This is a genomic window from Kutzneria viridogrisea DSM 43870 (genome assembly GCF_000525635.1).
In the GTDB taxonomy this organism is placed as follows: domain Bacteria; phylum Actinomycetota; class Actinomycetes; order Mycobacteriales; family Pseudonocardiaceae; genus Kutzneria; species Kutzneria viridogrisea.
Genome location: NZ_CP007155.1, coordinates 7,773,568 through 7,791,430, shown reverse-complemented (window position 1 = coordinate 7,791,430; position 17,863 = coordinate 7,773,568). Strand labels below are relative to the sequence as shown.

Genomic DNA, 17,863 nt, shown 5'->3' with positions numbered 1-17,863 from the left:
GGCCTCTCTGTCAGGTCAGCGGCCGAACTGGCGCAGCACTTCGGTGACGGTGCGTGCGGCGGTGAGCAGGGCGGCGACGATCTGCCGCTCGTGCTCGGGGTCGAGCCGGGCCACCGGGACCGAGCAGCTCATCGCGTCGATCACCGGGTTGCGGTAGGGCAGTGCCACGGCGTAGCAGCCCAGCCCGGGGGTGTTCTCCTCGCGCTCGTGCGCGTAGCCCTCCGAGCGGAAGCGCGCGAGCTGCTCGTGCAGGGCCTCGTGCTCGGTGACGGTGTTGGGGGTCAACGGGTCCAGGTGCTCGGGCAGCAGGGCCTCGACCTCGGCGCGGTCGCGCTGGGCCAGCACGGCCTTGCCCAGCGAGGTGGCGTGCGCGGGCAGCCGCCTGCCCACGCGGGACACCACGCGCAGGTGGTGCTCGGACTCGCGGCTGGCCAGGTACACCACGTCCGAGCCGTCCAGCCGCGCCAGGTGCACCGTCTCGTTGATCTCCTGGCGCACCTGCTCCATGACGCGGATCGCCGTGCGCACAACGGGATCGTGGTCCAGGTACGAGGTTCCCACGAGCAGCGCGCGCACGCCGATGCCGTAGGTGCCGCGCTGCGGGTCCACCTCCACCCAGCCCCGGCTGACCAGGGTCTGCAACAGCATGTACAGGCTGGACTTGGGGTAGCTCAGCTGCTTGTGCAGCTCGGTGAGGGTGAGCTGGCGCTCCGAACGGGACATCACCTCGAGCAGTTCCACCGTGCGGTCGGCCGACTTGACCGCGGCCGGCCGGGTCGGCGCGGGCCCGTCCACTGCTTCCGACATCGGTGTTCCTCCCGGGCTCTTGACACGTTGTGCCGTTGATTCTTACAGTCAGCAGGCAGTGTTCACAAGTACGACTGAGGTTCAGAAATGTGAACACCCTAGACGTGGGCCGGGCGACTAACGGCGGCGGTGTCGTCAGGTCTCACAACCCCGCGGGGTGGCGCTGGTCGCCGCCCCGCGGGGCCCCACTCGACGCGAATCCGAGGCCAGGCAGATGCAACTGGATGGAGTGCTGTTCTTCCCGGTGACCCCGTTCACCCCGGACGGGGAGGTGGCCCTTGACGTGCTCGCCGAGCACGTCAAACACGGTGTGGCCGCAGGTCCCGGCGGGGTGTTCGTGGCCTGTGGGACCGGCGAGTTCCACGCGCTGGAGCCCGGGGAGTTCGAGCGCGCGGTCCGGGTCGCCGTCGAGGCCACGGCAGGCCGCGTGCCGGTGTTCGCCGGGGTCGGCGGCTCCGCGCCGCTGGCCGCCGCCTTCGCCAGGGCCGCGCAGCGCGCCGGGGCCGACGGTCTGCTGCTGCTCCCGCCCTACCTGGTGGGCTGCCCGGCCGCCGGACTGGTCGAGTACGTGCGTGCCGCGGTGGCCGCCACCGACCTCCCGGTGATCGTCTACCAGCGCAACAACGCCGTGTTCACCCCGGAAACCGCCGCCGAGGTGGCGCAGTTGCCCACCGTGATCGGCTTCAAGGACGGGCTCGGCGACCTGGACCTGATGCAGCGCATCGTGCTGTCGGTGCGCGCCGCGGTCGGCGAGAAGCCCTTCCAGTTCTTCAACGGGCTGCCCACCGCCGAGATGACCGTGCCCGCCTACAAGGGCATCGGCGTGCACCTGTACTCCTCGGCGGTGTTCTGCTTCGCCCCGGAGATCTCGCTGGCCTTCTACCAGTCGGTGGTGCGGGGCGACACGGCCCGCACCGATCTGCTGCTGCGCGAGTTCTACCGCCCGCTGGTGGAGTTGCGGGACAAGGTGCCCGGTTACGCCGTGTCCCTGGTGAAGGCGGCCGTGGCCCGCACCGGGCTCGCCGTCGGCGGGGTCCGCCCGCCGCTGACCGACCCCTCCGAGCAGCACCTGGCCGAGCTGGACCAGATCCTGGCCCGCGGGCGGGAGCTGGCCGCCGGATGAAGATCACCGACATCGAGCTGACCCCGATCGCGTTCCGCGACCCGCCGCTGCTCAACTCCGTTGGCGTGCACGAACCCTGGGCGCTGCGCACGATCATCCAGGTGCACACCGACGAGGGGCTGACCGGTCTCGGCGAGACCTACGGGGACTCCGGCCACCTGGAGCGGATGCGCAAGGTGGTGCCCGCCCTGCTGGGGCTGGACGTGTACGCGCTCAACGCCATGCACGCCGCGGTGGCCGACGCGCTCGGCGGCGTCACCGGTTCGGACCGGCACGGGCTGACCGGCACGATCTCCTCCGGTGGCACGGTGGACCGGGTCTTCTCCGGGTTCGAGGTGGCCTGCCTGGACATCCAGGGCAAGCACCTGGGGCGGCCGGTGTCCGACCTGCTCGGCGGCGCGATCCGGGACCGGGTCCCGTACAGCGCGTACCTGTTCTACAAGTGGGCGGGCCACCCCGGCCACGAGCCCGACGAGTGGGGCGAGGCCATCGACCCGATCGGCATCGTGGACCAGGCGCGGGCGCTGATCGACCGGTACGGCTTCGGTTCGATCAAGCTCAAGGGCGGGGTTTTCCCGCCGGAGCAGGAGATCGCGGCGATCCGCGCCCTGCGCGAGGCGTTCCCGGCGCACCCGCTGCGGCTGGACCCGAACGCGGCGTGGAGCGTGGACACCTCGGTGAAGGTGGCCGAGGAACTGGGCGGGCTGCTGGAGTACCTGGAGGACCCCACGGCGGAGATCGCGGGCATGGCCCAGGTCTCCGAGCGGGTGCGAATCCCGTTGGCCACCAACATGTGCGTGGTGTCCTACGAGCACCTGGCGCCCGCCGTGGCCCGCGACGCGATCCAGGTCCTGCTGTCGGACCACCACTACTGGGGCGGGCTGACCCGGTCCCGGCAGCTGGCCGCGATCTGCCAGACCTTCGGCATCGGCCTGTCCATGCACTCCAACTCGCACCTGGGCATCAGCCTGGCCGCGATGACCCACCTCGCCGCGGCCACCCCGAACCTGGACTACGCCTGCGACACGCACTACCCGTGGAACGCGGCCGACGACGTGGTGCTGCCCGGCGCACTGTCCTTCGTGGACGGTGCCGTGCCGGTGCCGACCACACCGGGGCTCGGGGTGGAACTGGACCCCGACGCCCTCGCCCTCGCGCACCAGCGCTATCTGGACTGCGGGCTGCGCGACCGGGACGACACCGGCTACATGCAGCGCTTCGACCCCAGCTACGAGAGGAAGCTACCCCGGTGGTGACCACCATCGCGCACGCCTATCCGTGGGACCTGGTCGGCGACCCGGAGGCCGCCGCGCGGATCGCCGGGCTCGGTGTGGACGCCGTGGCGCTGGCGGCCTCGTACCACACCGTGCGGGCGGCGACCCCGTTGCACCCGGAGCACCGGCTCGTCGACGCGCGCCACGCCGCGCTGTACGTCCCGGTCCGGGAACAAGCCTGGCGTGGCAGGCGACTCGTGCCCGCGCAACCGTCCTGGGTGGACGGTGACAACTCGTTCGGCGCCGCTGCGGACGAGCTGCGCGCGGCCGGGTTGCCGGTCTACGCCTGGATCGTGCTGACCCACTCCAGCCGTCTCGGCGACCAGTGCCCGGACCTGGTGGTGCGCAACGCGTTCGGGGACTCCTACCCGTACGCGCTGTGCCCCGCGCAGCCCGAGGTGGCCGAGTACTGCGACACGCTGGTCAGCGAGATCGTCCGAAGTGGACAGATCGACGGTGTGGTGCTGGAAGCCTGTGGCCCACTGGGTTTCGTGCACGGCGGGCACCACGAGAAGACCGACGGCACTGACTGGACCCCGGTGCGGCAGCAGTTGCTCTCGCTCTGCTTCTGCACGGCCTGCCAGGCGCGCTACGCCGAGGCCGGGGTCGACGTGGCAGAACTGCGTGCGGCCGTGCGCGCCGGGGTGGACGGCAAGGCGGACAGCGTGCGGGCCGCGCTGGGGGAGCGGCTCGCCGAGCCCGTGGCCGCCGTGCGCACCGGGCTGAGCCGTGAACTGCGGGCCCGGCTGGTGGCCCGGGTCCGGGAACTGGCTCCGCAGGCGCGGGTCGTGGTGCACGCCAACGCCGAGGAGTGGGCGACCGGCCCGTTCGCGACCGTGGCGGGCGGTGTCGGCGCGGACGTGGACGTGCTGACGGTGACCTGCTGGCCGGGGCCCCAGGCCGGGACGGCGGCGATCCGCGCGCTGGCCGGGGAGCACCGCGTGGCGGCCTACGTGTTGGCGCTGCCGCCGCGGGCGGTGGACTCGGTGGCGCTGGCCCAGGAGTGGCGCGGGTACGTGGAAGCGGGCGCCAGCGAGCTGCACGTCTACCACGCGGGGCTGGCCTCGCGGGCCCGGCTGGAGGCGATCCGGCTCGCACTCGGGGCCGTGACAGGCTCCTGATCACCCGTTTTCCCGTAGACTGGGGCATCGCTGCGGGCAGTACCATGGGCGGGACGAGGAGGTGATGGCTCGTGTCGCTGGCTGTCACGTTCGATCCGATCACCGATCTGGCCGGGCTCTGGACCACCGACCTGGCCGAGCGGTACCTCCCCGACCCCGGCCTTCCGCCGGCCAAGTACGAGTGCGTCGACGGAAAGCTGGTCGTGAGTCCCTACGAGGCGGGGCCGAACGTCTACGCGGCCGACGAGATGCGCGGGCTGCTCAAGCCCGCCGCCCGTGCCGCCGGGCTCCGGATCTACACCACGGTCAACCTGCGGATGACCCCGCAACGCTGGATCCAGCCCGACCTGACCGTGATGCGCTCGCCGATCCCCGACGTCTGGGCGGACGCCGGGGACGCCGTGCTCGTCGGTGAGTTCGTGTCCCCGTCCAGCGTCACCCGCGACCGGGTCGACAAGCCGCTGCTCTGCGCCCAGGCGGGCATCCCGTTCTACCTGCACGGCGAGGTCAGCCTGCGCACCCGGACCGCCACCCTGCGCTTCTTCCGGCTGGTGGACGGCGAGTACGAGCAGGTCGCGCTGGCGCACACCGGCGACCTCTTCGAGATCACCGAGCCCTTCCCGGTCAGCTTCGACCCGGTCGCACTGCTCGACCTCTGAGCCCACAGCGGCGGATCCGCGCTCTACAGGGTGACAATCCCCCGCCACTCCCTGGGGGGCGTCCCCGTCACCAGTCTACCGCCCACCCCCGACAGTTGATCTTGCTCAAGATCCACATGTGGACAACTCGGCGCCTGTGGACACCTCACTCCCAACGTCATGAAGGTGCCGTTCGGGACGTTCACCGTCGCGAAGGGCACCTTTGTGACAGGGACCCCGTGGCCCGCGTGACAGGGGCCCGTGGCCCGGTGAGCCTGCTCTGGGCCCGCGCCGCCGTGCCATGAAGGTGCCGTTCAGGACGTTCACCGTCGCGAAGGGCACCTTCCTGACACCGCCGAGACCCTGACACCGCCAAGACCCCGACACCGCCGAGGCGCGCTGCGAAAGGACCATTCGCTGCGTTCAGCGCAGTGAAAGCCACCTTCGCGGCGGCCGCGCCAAGCCCGCCCCGCGCCAAGCCCGCCCCGTCGCGCCAGGCCCGCCCCGCGCCAAGCCCGCACCGCCAGGCCCACCCCGTCACGCCAGGCCCACCCCGTCACGCAAGCCGCCCACTCACCCTCACCCCCCAAACCGGCACTGTTTCCGCCGCTCAAACCCGTAGTCAATACGAAATCCGTTGTCCAGATGCCTTGACGCGACTAAAACGCTCGTGTTCTATGCGTCACACGGATGGCTGACTGGGGTGCGGAGGCTGCGGCATGTCGGAGACGGCGTTAACCACGGGCACCACCACTGGGCAGACCGGACCCGGTCAGCGGGGACCGCGACCGCTCACCCGGTCGATCGGGGTCATCGGCGGCACGCTGCTCACGCTGACCTGCATGACCCCGGCCTCCTCCCTGTTCGTGATCGTGCCCCCGCTGTTCGGCTCGCTGGGCACCGGCACGGCGCTGACCATCGCCCTGGCCGGGCTGCTCTGCGTGGGCATCGCGCTCTGCTACGGGGAACTGGGCACGCTGGTGCCGAGCGCGGGCGGGGAGTACGCCATGCTCGGCACGCTCACCGGGCGGTTCGCTGGCTGGCTGGCCTTCGCGGTGTCGCTGGTCGTGGTCATGATCATCCCGCCGATCATGGCGATCGGGGTCGGCGCCTACCTGAGCCCGGTCGTGCAGGTGAGCGGGCCGGTCGCGGGCGGGCTGGTGCTGCTGCTGGCCACCGTCACGGGTCTGCTCAACCTGCGTGCCAACGCCTGGATCACCGGCGTGTTCCTGGTCGTGGAGGTGGTGGCCGCCGCCGTGGTCGCGGTGCTCGGCTTCGGCCACGCCAACAAGCCGGTCAGCGTGCTGTTGCAGCCCACGGCCGGTGCCGATCTCGTCACCCCGCTGGCGATCATCGCCGGACTGGCCGTCGCCCTGTTCGTGTTGCAGGGCTTCACCACCGCCGTGTACCTGTCCGAGGAACTGGACAACCCGCGCCGGACGGTGTCCCGCACCGTGCTGGCGACCCTGGCCATCGGCGGGCTCGTCGTGCTGGTGCCGGTCGTGGCGATCATCCTGGGCGCACCCGACGCCGACACCCTGGCCGCGGGCGACCTGTCCGCGCTGGTGTCCGGCTGGAGCACGCCCGAGGTCGGCGCCTTCATCAGCCTCTGCATCGCGGCGGCCATCGTCAACGCCTGCGTGGTCATGGTCATCCAGAACTCGCGGGTGCTCTACGCCTCGGCCCGCGACCGCGCCTGGCCCGAACCGGTCAACCGCGCGCTGGGCGTGGTCAGCAGGAGGTTCGACGCCCCGTGGGTGGCCACGCTGGTGGTCGGCCTACCGGGGGCCGCGCTGTGCTTCGTCCCGGTGGCCACGCTCAACGGGGTCACCGGCGTGGCGGTGGTCGCGCTCTACCTGTCCGTGTCGCTGGCGGCGCTGGCCGTGCGCGGCCGCAAGCACCGGCACCGCCCCGCGTGGCGCATGCCGCTGTGGCCCGCCGTGCCCATCGCCGTGTCCGCGGTGCTGATCTACGTGCTCGGCGTGCAGTCGGTCGCTGACCTGCTGGTCGTCGGCGTGGTGCTGGTGGCCGCCGCCCTGTACTGGCTGCTCTACCTGCGCCCGCGCGCCGACACCCGGTGGATCGTCTCGCTTCCCTCGGACATGGGTGCAACCGAACCTGGGGCCGGTTCCGTCTTCCCTGCATGAGACGCCTAGCGGCGGTAGGCGCCCTGCTGTTCCTGGTGGGCGCCTGCGGCCAACCCAGTCAGCCAACCGTCCCCGACAACAAGCCCGCGAGCAACGGGCAGCCCGCCAACGGCATCCTGCCGGGCGCCGACCGGGCTGTGCCGGAGAACCGGGTCGACGGCACGCGGCTGCCCAAGGGCTACCCCAGGCAGGCGTGGACCGACGAGAACGGCGGGACGCTCACCGTGCAGGCCCAGGAGGGCGGCTGTGAGCACGCGAAGATCGATCTCGCCGAGCAGAGCGCCACGGCGGTGCGGGTCGTGCTCATCCGCGACCTGACCGACACCAACCGGGTCTGCACCAAGGACCTGCGGCTGCCGAAGCTGTCGGTGCAGCTGGACAAGCCGCTGGCCGACCGGACCGTCGTGCTGGAGCAGCAGACGATCCGGTCCTGACCAGACCACCTCACCGGGTGCCCGGCCGACTCGCCCCAGCCGGCCGGGCACCGCTTTGCAACCAGGACGGTCCCGGATCCCGTCCTACTGGCATGAGAAGAACGGTGATCGGAATCGGCCTGCTCGCCCTGCTGACGGCGGGCTGCGGTGCGCAGGCGCCGTCCCCGGAGGCGACCGCGCCGGTCGGCAAGGCCCCGGCCCCGGTGGTGAGCACCACCGCGGTACCGCCCACGAGTCCCGGCACGAGCACCAGCGCGCCGAGGACCGGACCGGCCGTGCCGCCCAACCAGATCGACTACTCGCAGGTGCCCGAGACCTACCCGCGCTCGGTGTGGACCACGGACAACGGCAGGACCGTCGTGGTGATGGGCGAGGAGGGCGGCTGCGCCAAGCTGAGCGGCAAGGTGCTCGCGCAGAACGCCGAGGAGGTGCGGGTGGAACTGCTCACCACCACCGAGACGCACCGGATGTGCCCGCTCTACGTGCGCAACGTGCCGGTCTCGGTCACGCTGGACGCCCCGCTGGGCGCTAGGAAACTGGTGCTGACTGCGAAGAACGGGCCGTACTGACCGCGAGCGCCCCGGCAACCGGCAGCGCGAAAGCCGTCAGCAGCAGGCACTCCACCGCCATCACCCGGTGGCCGGCGAGCAGTTCCGAGCCGGTCCACACCGCACCGGCCAGCCCCGCGAGCAGCACGCCCACCGTGAACCGCAGCGGGCGGCGCGGTGCCTGCGGTGCGGGGCCGAGCACTCGCGGATCCCGGTAGGCCTGCACGGCGAAGACCACCGCCACGACCGCACCGAGCCCCGAGAAACCCCACTGCAACGCGGCATACCAGGGCATGCCCCAGAACGGGGAGCGGTGCAGCAGTGCGGGCACCAGCACCGTGCCGTAACCGTCGTAGTGGGACCAGCCGTCCCACAGCAGGTGCGAGACGGCGCCGACCACCACACCGAGCAGGCACGCCCACCACCTCGGCCCGCCGTCGCCGAGAGAACCCAGTCGCCGCAACGGTTTGGGCAGGTGAACGGCGGCTCTCGGCGCGGACCAGCGTAGGGCCACGGTGAGCACCATGCCCACCGGCACCGACCACCACAGCAGCGCGTCCCAGCGGTGCGTGTCCTCGATGCCGAAGGCGAAGGCCAGGTCGGGCGCGGTGGAGCCGATCACCAGGGAGACCGGTTCCCAGCGCCGCGGCCAGTACCGCCACAGGGGCAGCACGACCGCGGCGTGCGAGGGAAAGGTCAGCGGCACGTGCCCGCTACCGCCGGAACGAGATCTGCAGCGTGGGCGCGGAGGTCTCGGCGAAGAAGTCGTTGCCCTTGTCGTCGACCACGATGAAGGCCGGGAAGTCCTCGACCTCGATCCGCCACACCGCCTCCATGCCCAGCTCGGCGTACTCCAGCACCTCGACCTTGCGGATGCAGTCCTTGGCCAGCCGGGCCGCCGGCCCGCCGATCGAGCCAAGGTAGAAGCCGCCGTGCGACTGGCAGGCCTCGGTGACCTGCTTGGAGCGGTTGCCCTTGGCCAGCATCACCAGCGAGCCGCCCGCCGCCTGGAACTGCGCCACGTAGGAGTCCATGCGGCCCGCGGTGGTCGGCCCGAAGGAGCCCGAGGCGTAGCCCTCGGGGGTCTTGGCCGGGCCCGCGTAGTACACGGGGTGGTCGCGCAGGTACTGCGGCATGGGCTCGCCCGCGTCCAGCCGCTCCTTGATCTTGGCGTGGGCGATGTCCCTGGCCACCACCAGCGGGCCGGTCAGCGAGAGCCGGGTCTTCACCGGCAGCGCGGCCAGGGTGGCGCGGATCTGCTCCATCGGCTGGTTCAGGTCGATCTGCACGACCTGCTCGGACAGCTGTTCACCCGAGACCTCGGGCAGGTAGCGGGCCGGGTCGCGCTCCAGCTGCTCCAGGAACACCCCGTCGGCGGTGATCTTCGCCTTGGCCTGGCGGTCCGCCGAGCAGGACACCGCGATGCCCACCGGGCAGGAGGCGCCGTGCCGGGGCAGCCGGATCACCCGCACGTCGTGGCAGAAGTACTTGCCGCCGAACTGCGCGCCGATGCCGAACTGCCTGGTCATCTCCAGGACCTGCTGCTCCAGGTCCACGTCCCGGAAGGCGTGCCCGTCCGCCGAGCCCTCGGTGGGCAGGTCGTCCAGGTAGTGGGCCGAGGCCAGCTTGGCCGTCTTGAGGTTGAACTCCGCCGAGGTGCCGCCGACCACGATGGCCAGGTGGTACGGCGGGCAGGCCGCGGTGCCCAGCGAGCGCAGCTTCTCGTCCAGGAAGCGGGCCAGCCGCGTGGGGTTCAGCAGCGCCTTGGTCTCCTGGTACAGGAAGGTCTTGTTGGCGCTGCCGCCGCCCTTGGCCATGAACAGGAACTCGTAGACCGGGTCCGCGCCGGGCTTGTGGTAGAGCTCGATCTGCGCGGGCAGGTTCGTGCCGGTGTTGCGCTCCTCCCAGAAGTTCACCGGGGACATCTGCGAGTAGCGCAGGTTGAGCTGCTGGTAGGCGTCGAACACGCCGCGGGAGAGCGCTTCCTCGTCCGCGCCGCCGGTGAGCACGGTCTCGGTGCGCTTGCCCATCACGATCGCCGTGCCGGTGTCCTGGCACATCGGCAGCACGCCGCCCGCCGCGATGCAGGCGTTGCGCAGCAGGTCCATGGCCACGAACCGGTCGTTGCCGCTGGCCTCCGGGTCGTCCACGATCGCGCGCAGCTGGGCCAGGTGCGAGGAGCGCAGCAGGTGCTGGATGTCCTTGATCGCCTCACGGGCCAGCAGGGTCAGCGCCGAGGGGTCCACCTCCAGGAACCGCCGCCCGGCCGCCTCGATCACGCGGACGCCCTCGGCGGAGACCAGCCGGTACTCCGTGTGGTTGTCCTTGGCCAGCGGCAGCATGTCGGTGTACTGGAAAGACGTGGTGGTGGTCACGTCGGCGTGCTCCTTTGCGCGCGGAGGTCTCGTCCGAAAACGGTACCCGCGCGGCGGTGCCCGTCCCGCCGCGCCCCGGTGTGATCCGCGTCAGCGGGACTCGCGTTCGGTAGAGCGGGACTCGCGCGAAGAAGACCCGCGAGTCCCGGTCAGACCAAGAGGCCGGGACGGCCCCCGGCCGCCCCGACCTCCTGTGGGATGCGGTCACGGTCTCCCGTGCCGCCAAGTTCGGTTGTCGAATGGTCACCCTGCCGTGACGTACGTCACAAGTCAACGCCGCCAACGGGTGGAGTACCCAGCGTCAGCTGGCGTACGCCCGCAGTCGCTCCGCCCGGTCGCCCTGGCGCAGCTTGCCCATGACCTCTCGCTCGATCTGGCGTACCCGTTCCCGGGAGAGCCCAAACCTCTTCCCGATCTGATCGAGGGTGCGGGGCTGGCCGTCCTCCAGTCCGTAGCGCAGCCGGATCACCGACTGTTCCCGCTCGTCCAGCGTGCCCAGCACCCGGCGCAGGTCGTCCTGCAACAGCCCGGAGATGACCGCGCTCTCCGCGTCGGTGGCCTCGGCGTCCTCGATGAAGTCGCCCAGCGGGGCGTCCTCGTCGGTGCCCACCGGCATGTCCAGGCTCACCGGGTCGCGCGAGTGGTCGAGCAGGTCGGCCACCTTCTCGGGCGAGATGCCCGACTCCCTGGCCAGTTCCTCGTGCGTGGCCTCCCGGCCAAGCTGCTGGTGCAGGTCGCGCTTGATTCTGGACAGCTTGTTCACCTGTTCCACCAGGTGGACGGGCAGCCGGATGGTGCGGCCCTGGTCGGCCATGCCCCGGGTGATCGCCTGGCGGATCCACCAGGTGGCGTAGGTGGAGAACTTGAAACCCTTGGTGTAGTCGAACTTCTCCACCGCGCGGATCAGGCCGAGGTTGCCCTCCTGGATCAGGTCCAGCAGCGGCATGCCGCGCCCGGTGTAGCGCTTGGCCAGCGACACCACCAGCCGCAGGTTCGCCTCCAGCAGGTGGTTCTTGGCCACCGCCCCGTCTCGGACCAGCGCCTGCAACTCGGACTTGCGCTGCGGGCTGAGCGAGCGGGCTGTGTCCATCATGTGGTGCGCGAAGACACCGGCCTCGATCCGCTTGGCGAGCGCGACCTCCTGCTCGGCTGTCAGCAGCTTCGTGCGGCCGATGCCGTTGAGGTACACGCGCACCAGGTCGGCCGCGGGCCCCTGGGCATCCAGATCGGCTTCGATGCCGACCTCTGGGTCATAGCTCTGTGGGACGGTCACGGTGCTCCCTCCCCGGTCGCGGGCTGCTGTGCGGGCGCGTCACACACCGGCGCTGCGCTGCGCGGCGAGCCTGTCGGCCGGGCGATCCTTCGGCGGAAGGCCGGTCGCTTGCTGGCTGGACACTGGGAAAACGACAACGATCTGGATTTCGTTCCCGTCTTCACACCCATCAGGACGTACCAGCCGTCACAGCGGTTGCCCCGGGAACCTGAGCTTTCCCTGAGAGACCACCGCGATCGACCCGTTCGGCCACCCGAGTGCGTTTCCTGTTAAGGAAACGAGGAGAAACACCGTTCGGTTCAGACCTCCACGAGCACGGTGAACGGACCGTCGTTCACGCTCTCCACCGCCATCATCGCGCCGAACCGACCGGTGGCCACCCGCGCGCCGCGTGCCCGCAGCTGCGCCACCACGGCGTCCACGAGCGGTTCGGCCACCTCGGGCCGGGCGGCCGCGGTCCACGATGGACGGCGGCCCTTCCTGGTGTCCCCGTACAAGGTGAACTGGCTGACCACCAGCAGCGGGGCGCCGGTGCTGGCACAGGACTGCTCCTCGCGCAGGACGCGCAGCTCGTGCAGTTTGCGGGCCATCACCGTCACCTGCTCGGACGAATCCGTGGCGGTGATACCCAGCAGCACCAACAAACCCGGCTCCGCGATGGCACCGACCACTTCGTCACCGACGGTCACCGACGCCCGAGTAACCCTCGCGACAACCGCTTTCACGCGGGCACGACCATGCCGTGCCGGACCAGATCGCGCACGATCGGCAACGCTGCGTTCACCAGTTCCTCCGCTGGTTGGCCGTGCCCGAAGGCCAACAGCACCAACAGGTCCGCCAGCGGTACGTGGCCCCGGCAGCCCGCGAGCAGGGCCGCGGCCAGCTCGTCCACCTCGTGCTGCCAGCCGGGACCGTCCGTCCGGTGTAGCCGCCGCACCACCGACTGCCAGCCCTCGGCCCCCGGCTCGGACACCTCCTCCAGCACCACCGTGTCCGGCACCACGAACCGCGTCGCCAGCAGGCCCTCGGCCGATCCGTTGGCCCGCAACCAGTCCACCCGGTCCAGCCAGGCGGCCGTCTCCGGGCCCAGCGGGTCGTCGAAGGCGTGCCGCAGGTCCTCGCAGACCACCTCGGCGTGCGCCGCGTCGGTGCGCCGCAGGGTGACGAAGCCGAACCCGATGCCCACCACCTGGTTGGCCTCGAACCAGTCCAGCCAGGCCGCCGCCTTGGCACGGCCCTCGGCCGAGCGCGGGTCCACCCCGGCGTCGCGCAGCCAGGTCCCCACGTACAGGCTGGGCTCGGCCACGTCGCGCTGCACGAACCAGGCGTCCACCCCGCCGCGCGGCAGCCAGGACGCCACCCGGTCACCCCAGTCCTGACCCCGCACGTGCAGCCAGGACGCCAGCAGCTGGCCCACGCCGCCCTCGTTGAGGAACGCGGGCAGCTGGCGGACCACCAGGGCGCTCGCGTCGTCCCCGGCCAGCCCCGAGTCGCGATAGGTGTAGTCCACCCGCGCCGGGCCCACCACGAACGGCGGGTTGCACACCACCTGGTCGAAGCGTCGCCCGGCGACCGGGGCGAACCACTCGCCCTGCCGCAGTTCCACGTCCAGCTCGTTGAGCTGGAACGTCGCCGAGGCCAGGTCCAGGGCGCGCTGGGACAGGTCGGTGGCGGTGATGCGCTCGGCGTGCCTGCTCGCGTGCAGCGCCTGCACCCCGCAGCCGGTGCCCAGGTCCAGCAGCGAGCCCACCGGCCGCCGCGCGGTGGCCCGCGCCAGGCTCAGTGAGGCGTGGCCCACCCCCAGCACGTGGTCCGGGCTCACCGGTCCGCCGCGCAGGTCGGAGTCCTGGTCGGAGACCACCCACCACGAGCCGTGCACGTCCCCGTACGGCCGCACGTCCAGCCCGGCGCGCAGCTGCTCCCCGTCGGCGCGCAGCAGCCCCGTGGCCAGCGCCTCCTCCACCGGCGCCGAGCCAAGGGCCTTGGCCACGGCGGGAGCCGGTTCGGGGTCGCCGAGCAGGAACAGACGGATCAGCGTGCCGAGCTCGCCGCCGTCCTGGCTGACCCGGCGCACCGGCTCGGGCTCGCCCCGGCCCAGCGCAGCGTGCGCCGCCGCGCCGAGCAGGTCGACAACGCCATCGGAGTGGTAGCCCGCGGTGTGGAACGCGTCACGCAGACGGCCGCAGAAATCAGCTGTGAACACGTCTGGAATGCTCGCACGGGCACATGCTGCTGTGCGTTGTCGCCCAACAGTGGGACACTCTGAGGTGGAGGTGGTGTCGTGAAGGGCTCCGATCGGGACGACACCCCGGTTCTCATCACCGAGGCGGCTCCTTCGTACGAGGAGCAGCACCAGGCACGCAAGCGCAAGTACGCCATCATCATGGGCGCGCGCATCCCGTGCCTGGTGCTCGCAGGCATCTTCATCAACACCTGGTGGCTGGCACTGTTCTTCGTGGTGCTGTCAGTGCCGCTGCCCTGGGTCGCCGTGCTCATCGCCAACGACCGGCCCCCGCGCAAGAGCGAGGAGATCAACCGGTTCAAGGCCGACCGGGCGGCCCGCCGTGCGCTGGAGGCCAAGTCTCACCAGGTGATCGACGGGGGCTGAGCCCCGACCCTGGACACGGCCTGGGCGCCGGCGCGCACCCCGGAGCGCAGCACCTCCACCGGCGGCAGCCCGCGCAGCCAGGCCGCGAGCAGCCCGGCGTCGAAGGCGTCACCGGCACCGGTGGTGTCCACGCACTCCGCGGGCTCGCCGGGCACCGTCCAGCACCCGGTGCGGTCCACCCAGGTGGCCCCGTGCGGCCCGCTGGTGACCGCCACCGCGCCGACCTTGCCGAGCAACTCCGATGCCGAGGACGGATCGGACGAACCGGTCAGTGCGCGCAGCTCGTCCGCGTTGGGCAGCAACAGGTCCACCCCGGCGATGTCCGCCAGGAACTCCCCGGTGATGTGCGCGGCCGCCTGCGGGTCCACCGAGGTGGTCAGGCCGCAGCGGCGGGCCGCGTCCAGCACGTCCAGGCCCGCCTGCCGCGAGGCCGGGTCCAGCAGCACGTAGCCGGACAGGTGCAGGTGCTGTGCGTGCTCCAGCACCCTGGTCGACAGGTCCGTGCCCTGCAACCGCTGGTTGGCGCCCCGGTCGGACAGCATGGAGCGCTGCGCGTCGGTGTCCACCAGCACCACCACGCAGCAGGTCGGTGCCTCCGGGTCCAGCGCCAGCTCGCAGCGCACCCCGGCCGCCGCCAGTTCCGCGCGCACCTGGCGGCCCGCCATGTCGTCCCCGACCCGGCTGACCAGCACGGTGTCCACCTGGCAGGCGGCCAGCCAGGCGGCGGTGTTGGCCCCCGCCCCGCCGACGGTCAGCGCCACGTCGGCGCGCACGTCCCCGCCGTGCGGGATCGGTCCGTGGTGGCGGGCCACCACGTCCAGCGCCGCGTCGCCCACGACGATCACCGTCATGCGGCCAGCTCCACGGCCACCTCGGCGGCCAGCCGGGTGTTCGACACGACCAGTTCCTCGTTCGCGTCCAGGCTCACGCCCCGGCTCGCGGTGTGGAAGTGCTCCAGCAGCACCGGGGTCACGTCCTTGCCCTGCACCCCGCGCGTCCTGAGCAGCTCCAGCCCGTCGGCCAGCAGCTTGTCGTGCAGCTCGCGGTCCATCTCGTACTCGGCGGGCACCGGGTTGGCCAGCAGCACGCCCGAGCTGCCCGGCACCTGCTCGCGGTGCGCCGCCACCACGGCGGCGGCCTGCTTGGCATCGTCCACCCGCCACGGCACGCCGTACTCCGACTCGCGCAGGTAGAACGCCGGGAACCGGTCGGTCCGGTAGCCCAGCACCGGCACCGAGTTGGTCTCCAGCAGCTCCAGGGTCGCCCCGATGTCCAGCACCGACTTCACCCCGGAGCACACCACGAGCACCGGCGTGCTCGCCAGCACCGCCAGGTCCGCGGACACGTCCCAGCTCTCCCGCGCCCCGCGGTGCACCCCGCCCAGCCCGCCGGTGCCGAACGCGCCGATCCCGGCCGCGTGCGCCAGCGCCACCGTGCTGGCCACCGTGGTCGCCCCGTTGCGGCCCAGCGCGATCGCCGCGCCCAGGTCACGCCGGGACAGCTTGACCATGTCGCTGGCCGGGTCGCACACCCGGTCCAGCTCCGACTCGCTCAGCCCGACCGTCGGCCGCCCGTCCAGCACCGCGATGGTCGCGGGCACCGCCCCGGCCTCCCGCACCACCCGCTCCAGCCTCGCCGCCACCTCGCGGTTGCGGCCCGCGGGCAGCCCGTGCGACAGCAGCGTGCTCTCCAGCGCCACCACCGCCCGGCCCGCCGCCACCGCGTCCGCTACCTCGTCACCGACCACCAGTGTTCGTGCACCCATGCTCGATATCATGAGGCAGTGAGCCCGATGACCCAGACGCTGCCCGAGACCGACACTCGGCCCGAGGGCACTGACACGACCGGCGACGACGCGCCGAAGATGTTCCACTACGTGCGGAAGAACAAGATCGCGGAGAGCGCGGTCATGGGCACGCACGTGGTGGCGCTGTGCGGCGAGGTGTTCCCCGTCACGCGTTCCCCGAAGCCCGGATCCCCGGTCTGCCCCGACTGCAAGCGGATCTACGAGGGCCTGCGCCCCGGCGGTGACGACGACTGACCCACCCCCAGGCGCGGCCGAGTCCCGCCCGGAAAACGCGCGTGTCGGCGCTTCGCGCACCGCGTGTTCGCGCTTGCGGTGCGAGTTCCCACGAGTTGGGAAAGCGCTCGCCCAGCGCCGACACACCGCCCGCGAAGCGCCGACACGCGGAGACCTCCTGACCCGGCGAGTCCCGGGCTGGGGAGCGTGAGTCCCGGCCAGCGATGCCCGCTAGGGCGCGCCGTCCCGGCGGTGCTCGTCGTCGGGCATCGGGACGCGGGACCGCTCCGGCCGCGGCAGCGCGTCGGTGTCGTTGAGGTCGGCCGGTGAGGGCGCCACGTAGGCCTCCGTCGGCGCGTCGCACACCACCTCGTGCGCGTCGGCCTGCTCGCGCAGCCAGGACCTGGCCTGCTCACCCGCCCTGATCTTCTCCGCCGCCCGCTCCAGCTCCAGCCGCCGCCACCGCCTGCGCTGGCGCCTGGTCATCCGCGCGGGCCAGAACTCCTGGATGGCGCTGTTGAAGTGCGCGCCGATCACGATCGCCAGCCCGATGAAGAAGGTGAACAGCAGGAAGGCGATCGGCGTTGCCAGCGCGCCGTAGCTGTAGCCGGTGGTGGTGATCCAGGTGATGTACCAGCGCAGGCCGACGCTGGACAGGATGAACAGGATCATGGCGAGCATCGCGCCGGGCAGACCGCGGTGCCAGGGCAGCTTGCGGGGCAGCGCCAGCTTGTAGAGCGTGGCCAGCACGAGCACCAGCAGCACGCCCATGATCGGGTAGTAGAAGGTGCTGATGAGACCCTGCACCAGCTTCTGCCACTCGCCGGGGATCAGGTTGATCAGCACGTCCGGGCCCAGTGCCAGCACCGGCAGGCCGATCACGGCGGCGACCAGGCTCACCAGGTACATCAGCAGGGCGAAGATGCGCTGCCACACGGGGTGCCGCACGTCGTGCTGGCCGTAGGCGGCGGTGATCGCGTCCACGAAGGAGGCCATCGCCGAGGAGCCCGCCCACAGCGAGATCAGGAAGCCCAGCGAGGCGATCTCGGAGTGGGCCCCGGTGAGGATGCTGACCACCGTCGGTGCGATGATTTGATCAACAACGTTGGTGGTGAACACCGCGTGGCACCAGGACAGGATCTTGTCCTGGACCTGGGTGACGATCTGCGGGCCGAACCAGTCGCCGACGAAGCTCAGGCTGCCCAGCAGACCCAGCAGCAGCGGCGGCAGGGACAGCACCTGCCAGAACGCCGCCTCGGCCGCCTCGGAGAAGATGTCGCCGAACCAGGCCTTGCTCGCCGTGCGCGCCAGCAGCCGCAGCGGCCCCCGTCGAGCGGGTACCGACGCGTCACGTGCTCGCTGCTCAGGCTGCTGACCCATCGCACCGACAAGCATGCGGCATGGGGGCACGAACGGCTGGACTGACCCCACCGCGACGCACCGCGTGTCGTGCCGCACAACGGCGTTGGTCGGTGCGCGCGGACGCGTTTGGGTA

The 17,863-nt window shown here is 71.5% G+C and carries 18 protein-coding genes; 9 read left to right on the top strand and 9 right to left on the bottom strand.

Features of this window, described 5'->3' with window-relative positions; translation table 11 throughout:
* Window positions 1-15: 15 nt before the first annotated feature.
* Window positions 16-807, bottom strand: coding sequence for an IclR family transcriptional regulator (locus KALB_RS33770; protein ID WP_025360094.1), 792 nt, complete (start codon window positions 805-807; stop codon window positions 16-18).
* A 163-nt stretch (window positions 808-970) separates the two neighbouring features.
* Between KALB_RS33770 and KALB_RS33765 the strand changes: the two genes are divergently transcribed.
* From KALB_RS33765 to KALB_RS44515, 7 genes are all read left to right on the top strand, one after another.
* The gene (locus KALB_RS33765) at window positions 971-1,930 is read left to right on the top strand and encodes a 5-dehydro-4-deoxyglucarate dehydratase (protein ID WP_268872280.1); all 960 of its coding nucleotides are present in this window, start codon (window positions 971-973) and stop codon (window positions 1,928-1,930) included.
* Window positions 1,927-3,186, top strand: a complete 1,260-nt coding sequence (locus KALB_RS33760) for a glucarate dehydratase family protein (protein ID WP_025360092.1) — start codon at window positions 1,927-1,929, stop codon at window positions 3,184-3,186. The genes KALB_RS33765 and KALB_RS33760 overlap by 4 nt, the downstream gene beginning before the upstream one ends.
* Complete coding sequence (locus KALB_RS33755) at window positions 3,180-4,325, top strand: hypothetical protein (protein ID WP_042221074.1); 1,146 nt, start codon at window positions 3,180-3,182, stop codon at window positions 4,323-4,325. Before KALB_RS33760 ends, KALB_RS33755 begins: the two co-directional genes overlap by 7 nt.
* Window positions 4,326-4,396: 71 nt before the next feature.
* Window positions 4,397-4,984 carry a Uma2 family endonuclease gene (locus tag KALB_RS33750; protein WP_025360090.1) on the top strand — a complete coding sequence of 196 codons (588 nt, stop codon included), beginning with the start codon at window positions 4,397-4,399 and terminating at the stop codon, window positions 4,982-4,984.
* 698 nt (window positions 4,985-5,682) lie between these two features.
* Window positions 5,683-7,110 (top strand): APC family permease, encoded by a 1,428-nt coding sequence (locus KALB_RS33745; RefSeq protein ID WP_025360089.1) that lies wholly within the window; start codon window positions 5,683-5,685, stop codon window positions 7,108-7,110.
* On the top strand, window positions 7,107-7,544 hold the full coding sequence (locus tag KALB_RS33740; protein ID WP_030108576.1) for a hypothetical protein: 438 nt from the start codon (window positions 7,107-7,109) through the stop codon (window positions 7,542-7,544). Before KALB_RS33745 ends, KALB_RS33740 begins: the two co-directional genes overlap by 4 nt.
* A 92-nt stretch (window positions 7,545-7,636) precedes the next feature.
* Complete coding sequence (locus KALB_RS44515; RefSeq protein ID WP_148309757.1) at window positions 7,637-8,113, top strand: hypothetical protein; 477 nt, start codon at window positions 7,637-7,639, stop codon at window positions 8,111-8,113.
* Here KALB_RS44515 and KALB_RS33730 read toward each other — a convergent pair.
* The 5 genes from KALB_RS33730 to KALB_RS33710 all read right to left on the bottom strand — a co-directional run bounded on the left by KALB_RS33730 (window position 8,073) and on the right by KALB_RS33710 (window position 13,952).
* The gene (locus tag KALB_RS33730; protein ID WP_025360086.1) at window positions 8,073-8,798 is read right to left on the bottom strand and encodes a DUF4184 family protein; all 726 of its coding nucleotides are present in this window, start codon (window positions 8,796-8,798) and stop codon (window positions 8,073-8,075) included. The two genes, KALB_RS44515 and KALB_RS33730, sit on opposite strands and share 41 nt — an antisense overlap.
* 7 nt (window positions 8,799-8,805) lie before the next feature.
* Entirely contained in the window at window positions 8,806-10,434 is a 1,629-nt protein-coding gene (locus KALB_RS33725; protein WP_035968240.1) for a fumarate hydratase, read from the bottom strand.
* A gap of 334 nt (window positions 10,435-10,768) precedes the next feature.
* Entirely contained in the window at window positions 10,769-11,740 is a 972-nt protein-coding gene (locus KALB_RS33720; protein ID WP_025360084.1) for a sigma-70 family RNA polymerase sigma factor, read from the bottom strand.
* Between the two features lie 299 nt (window positions 11,741-12,039).
* Window positions 12,040-12,465 (bottom strand): D-aminoacyl-tRNA deacylase, encoded by a 426-nt coding sequence (gene dtd, locus KALB_RS33715; RefSeq protein ID WP_025360083.1) that lies wholly within the window; start codon window positions 12,463-12,465, stop codon window positions 12,040-12,042.
* Window positions 12,462-13,952: a DUF7782 domain-containing protein gene (locus KALB_RS33710; protein WP_025360082.1), complete on the bottom strand. Its 1,491-nt coding sequence runs from the start codon at window positions 13,950-13,952 to the stop codon at window positions 12,462-12,464. Before KALB_RS33710 ends, dtd begins: the two co-directional genes overlap by 4 nt.
* Window positions 13,953-14,021: 69 nt before the next feature.
* On the opposite strand from KALB_RS33710, the gene KALB_RS33705 reads away from it, so the two are divergent.
* A complete protein-coding gene (locus tag KALB_RS33705; RefSeq protein WP_025360081.1) occupies window positions 14,022-14,348 on the top strand; it encodes a DUF3099 domain-containing protein in 327 nt (108 codons plus the stop codon).
* Here KALB_RS33705 and KALB_RS33700 read toward each other — a convergent pair.
* Window positions 14,324-15,199 (bottom strand): carbohydrate kinase family protein, encoded by an 876-nt coding sequence (locus KALB_RS33700; RefSeq protein WP_025360080.1) that lies wholly within the window; start codon window positions 15,197-15,199, stop codon window positions 14,324-14,326. The two genes, KALB_RS33705 and KALB_RS33700, sit on opposite strands and share 25 nt — an antisense overlap.
* Window positions 15,196-16,113, bottom strand: a complete 918-nt coding sequence (locus tag KALB_RS33695; protein WP_236650081.1) for a pseudouridine-5'-phosphate glycosidase — start codon at window positions 16,111-16,113, stop codon at window positions 15,196-15,198. Before KALB_RS33695 ends, KALB_RS33700 begins: the two co-directional genes overlap by 4 nt.
* Before the next feature lie 27 nt (window positions 16,114-16,140).
* Between KALB_RS33695 and KALB_RS33690 the strand changes: the two genes are divergently transcribed.
* Complete coding sequence (locus KALB_RS33690) at window positions 16,141-16,389, top strand: DUF3039 domain-containing protein (protein ID WP_030111633.1); 249 nt, start codon at window positions 16,141-16,143, stop codon at window positions 16,387-16,389.
* A 210-nt stretch (window positions 16,390-16,599) separates the two neighbouring features.
* On the opposite strand, the gene KALB_RS33685 is transcribed toward KALB_RS33690, so the two are convergent.
* Window positions 16,600-17,748: a YihY/virulence factor BrkB family protein gene (locus tag KALB_RS33685; protein WP_148309756.1), complete on the bottom strand. Its 1,149-nt coding sequence runs from the start codon at window positions 17,746-17,748 to the stop codon at window positions 16,600-16,602.
* Window positions 17,749-17,863 lie beyond the last annotated feature (115 nt).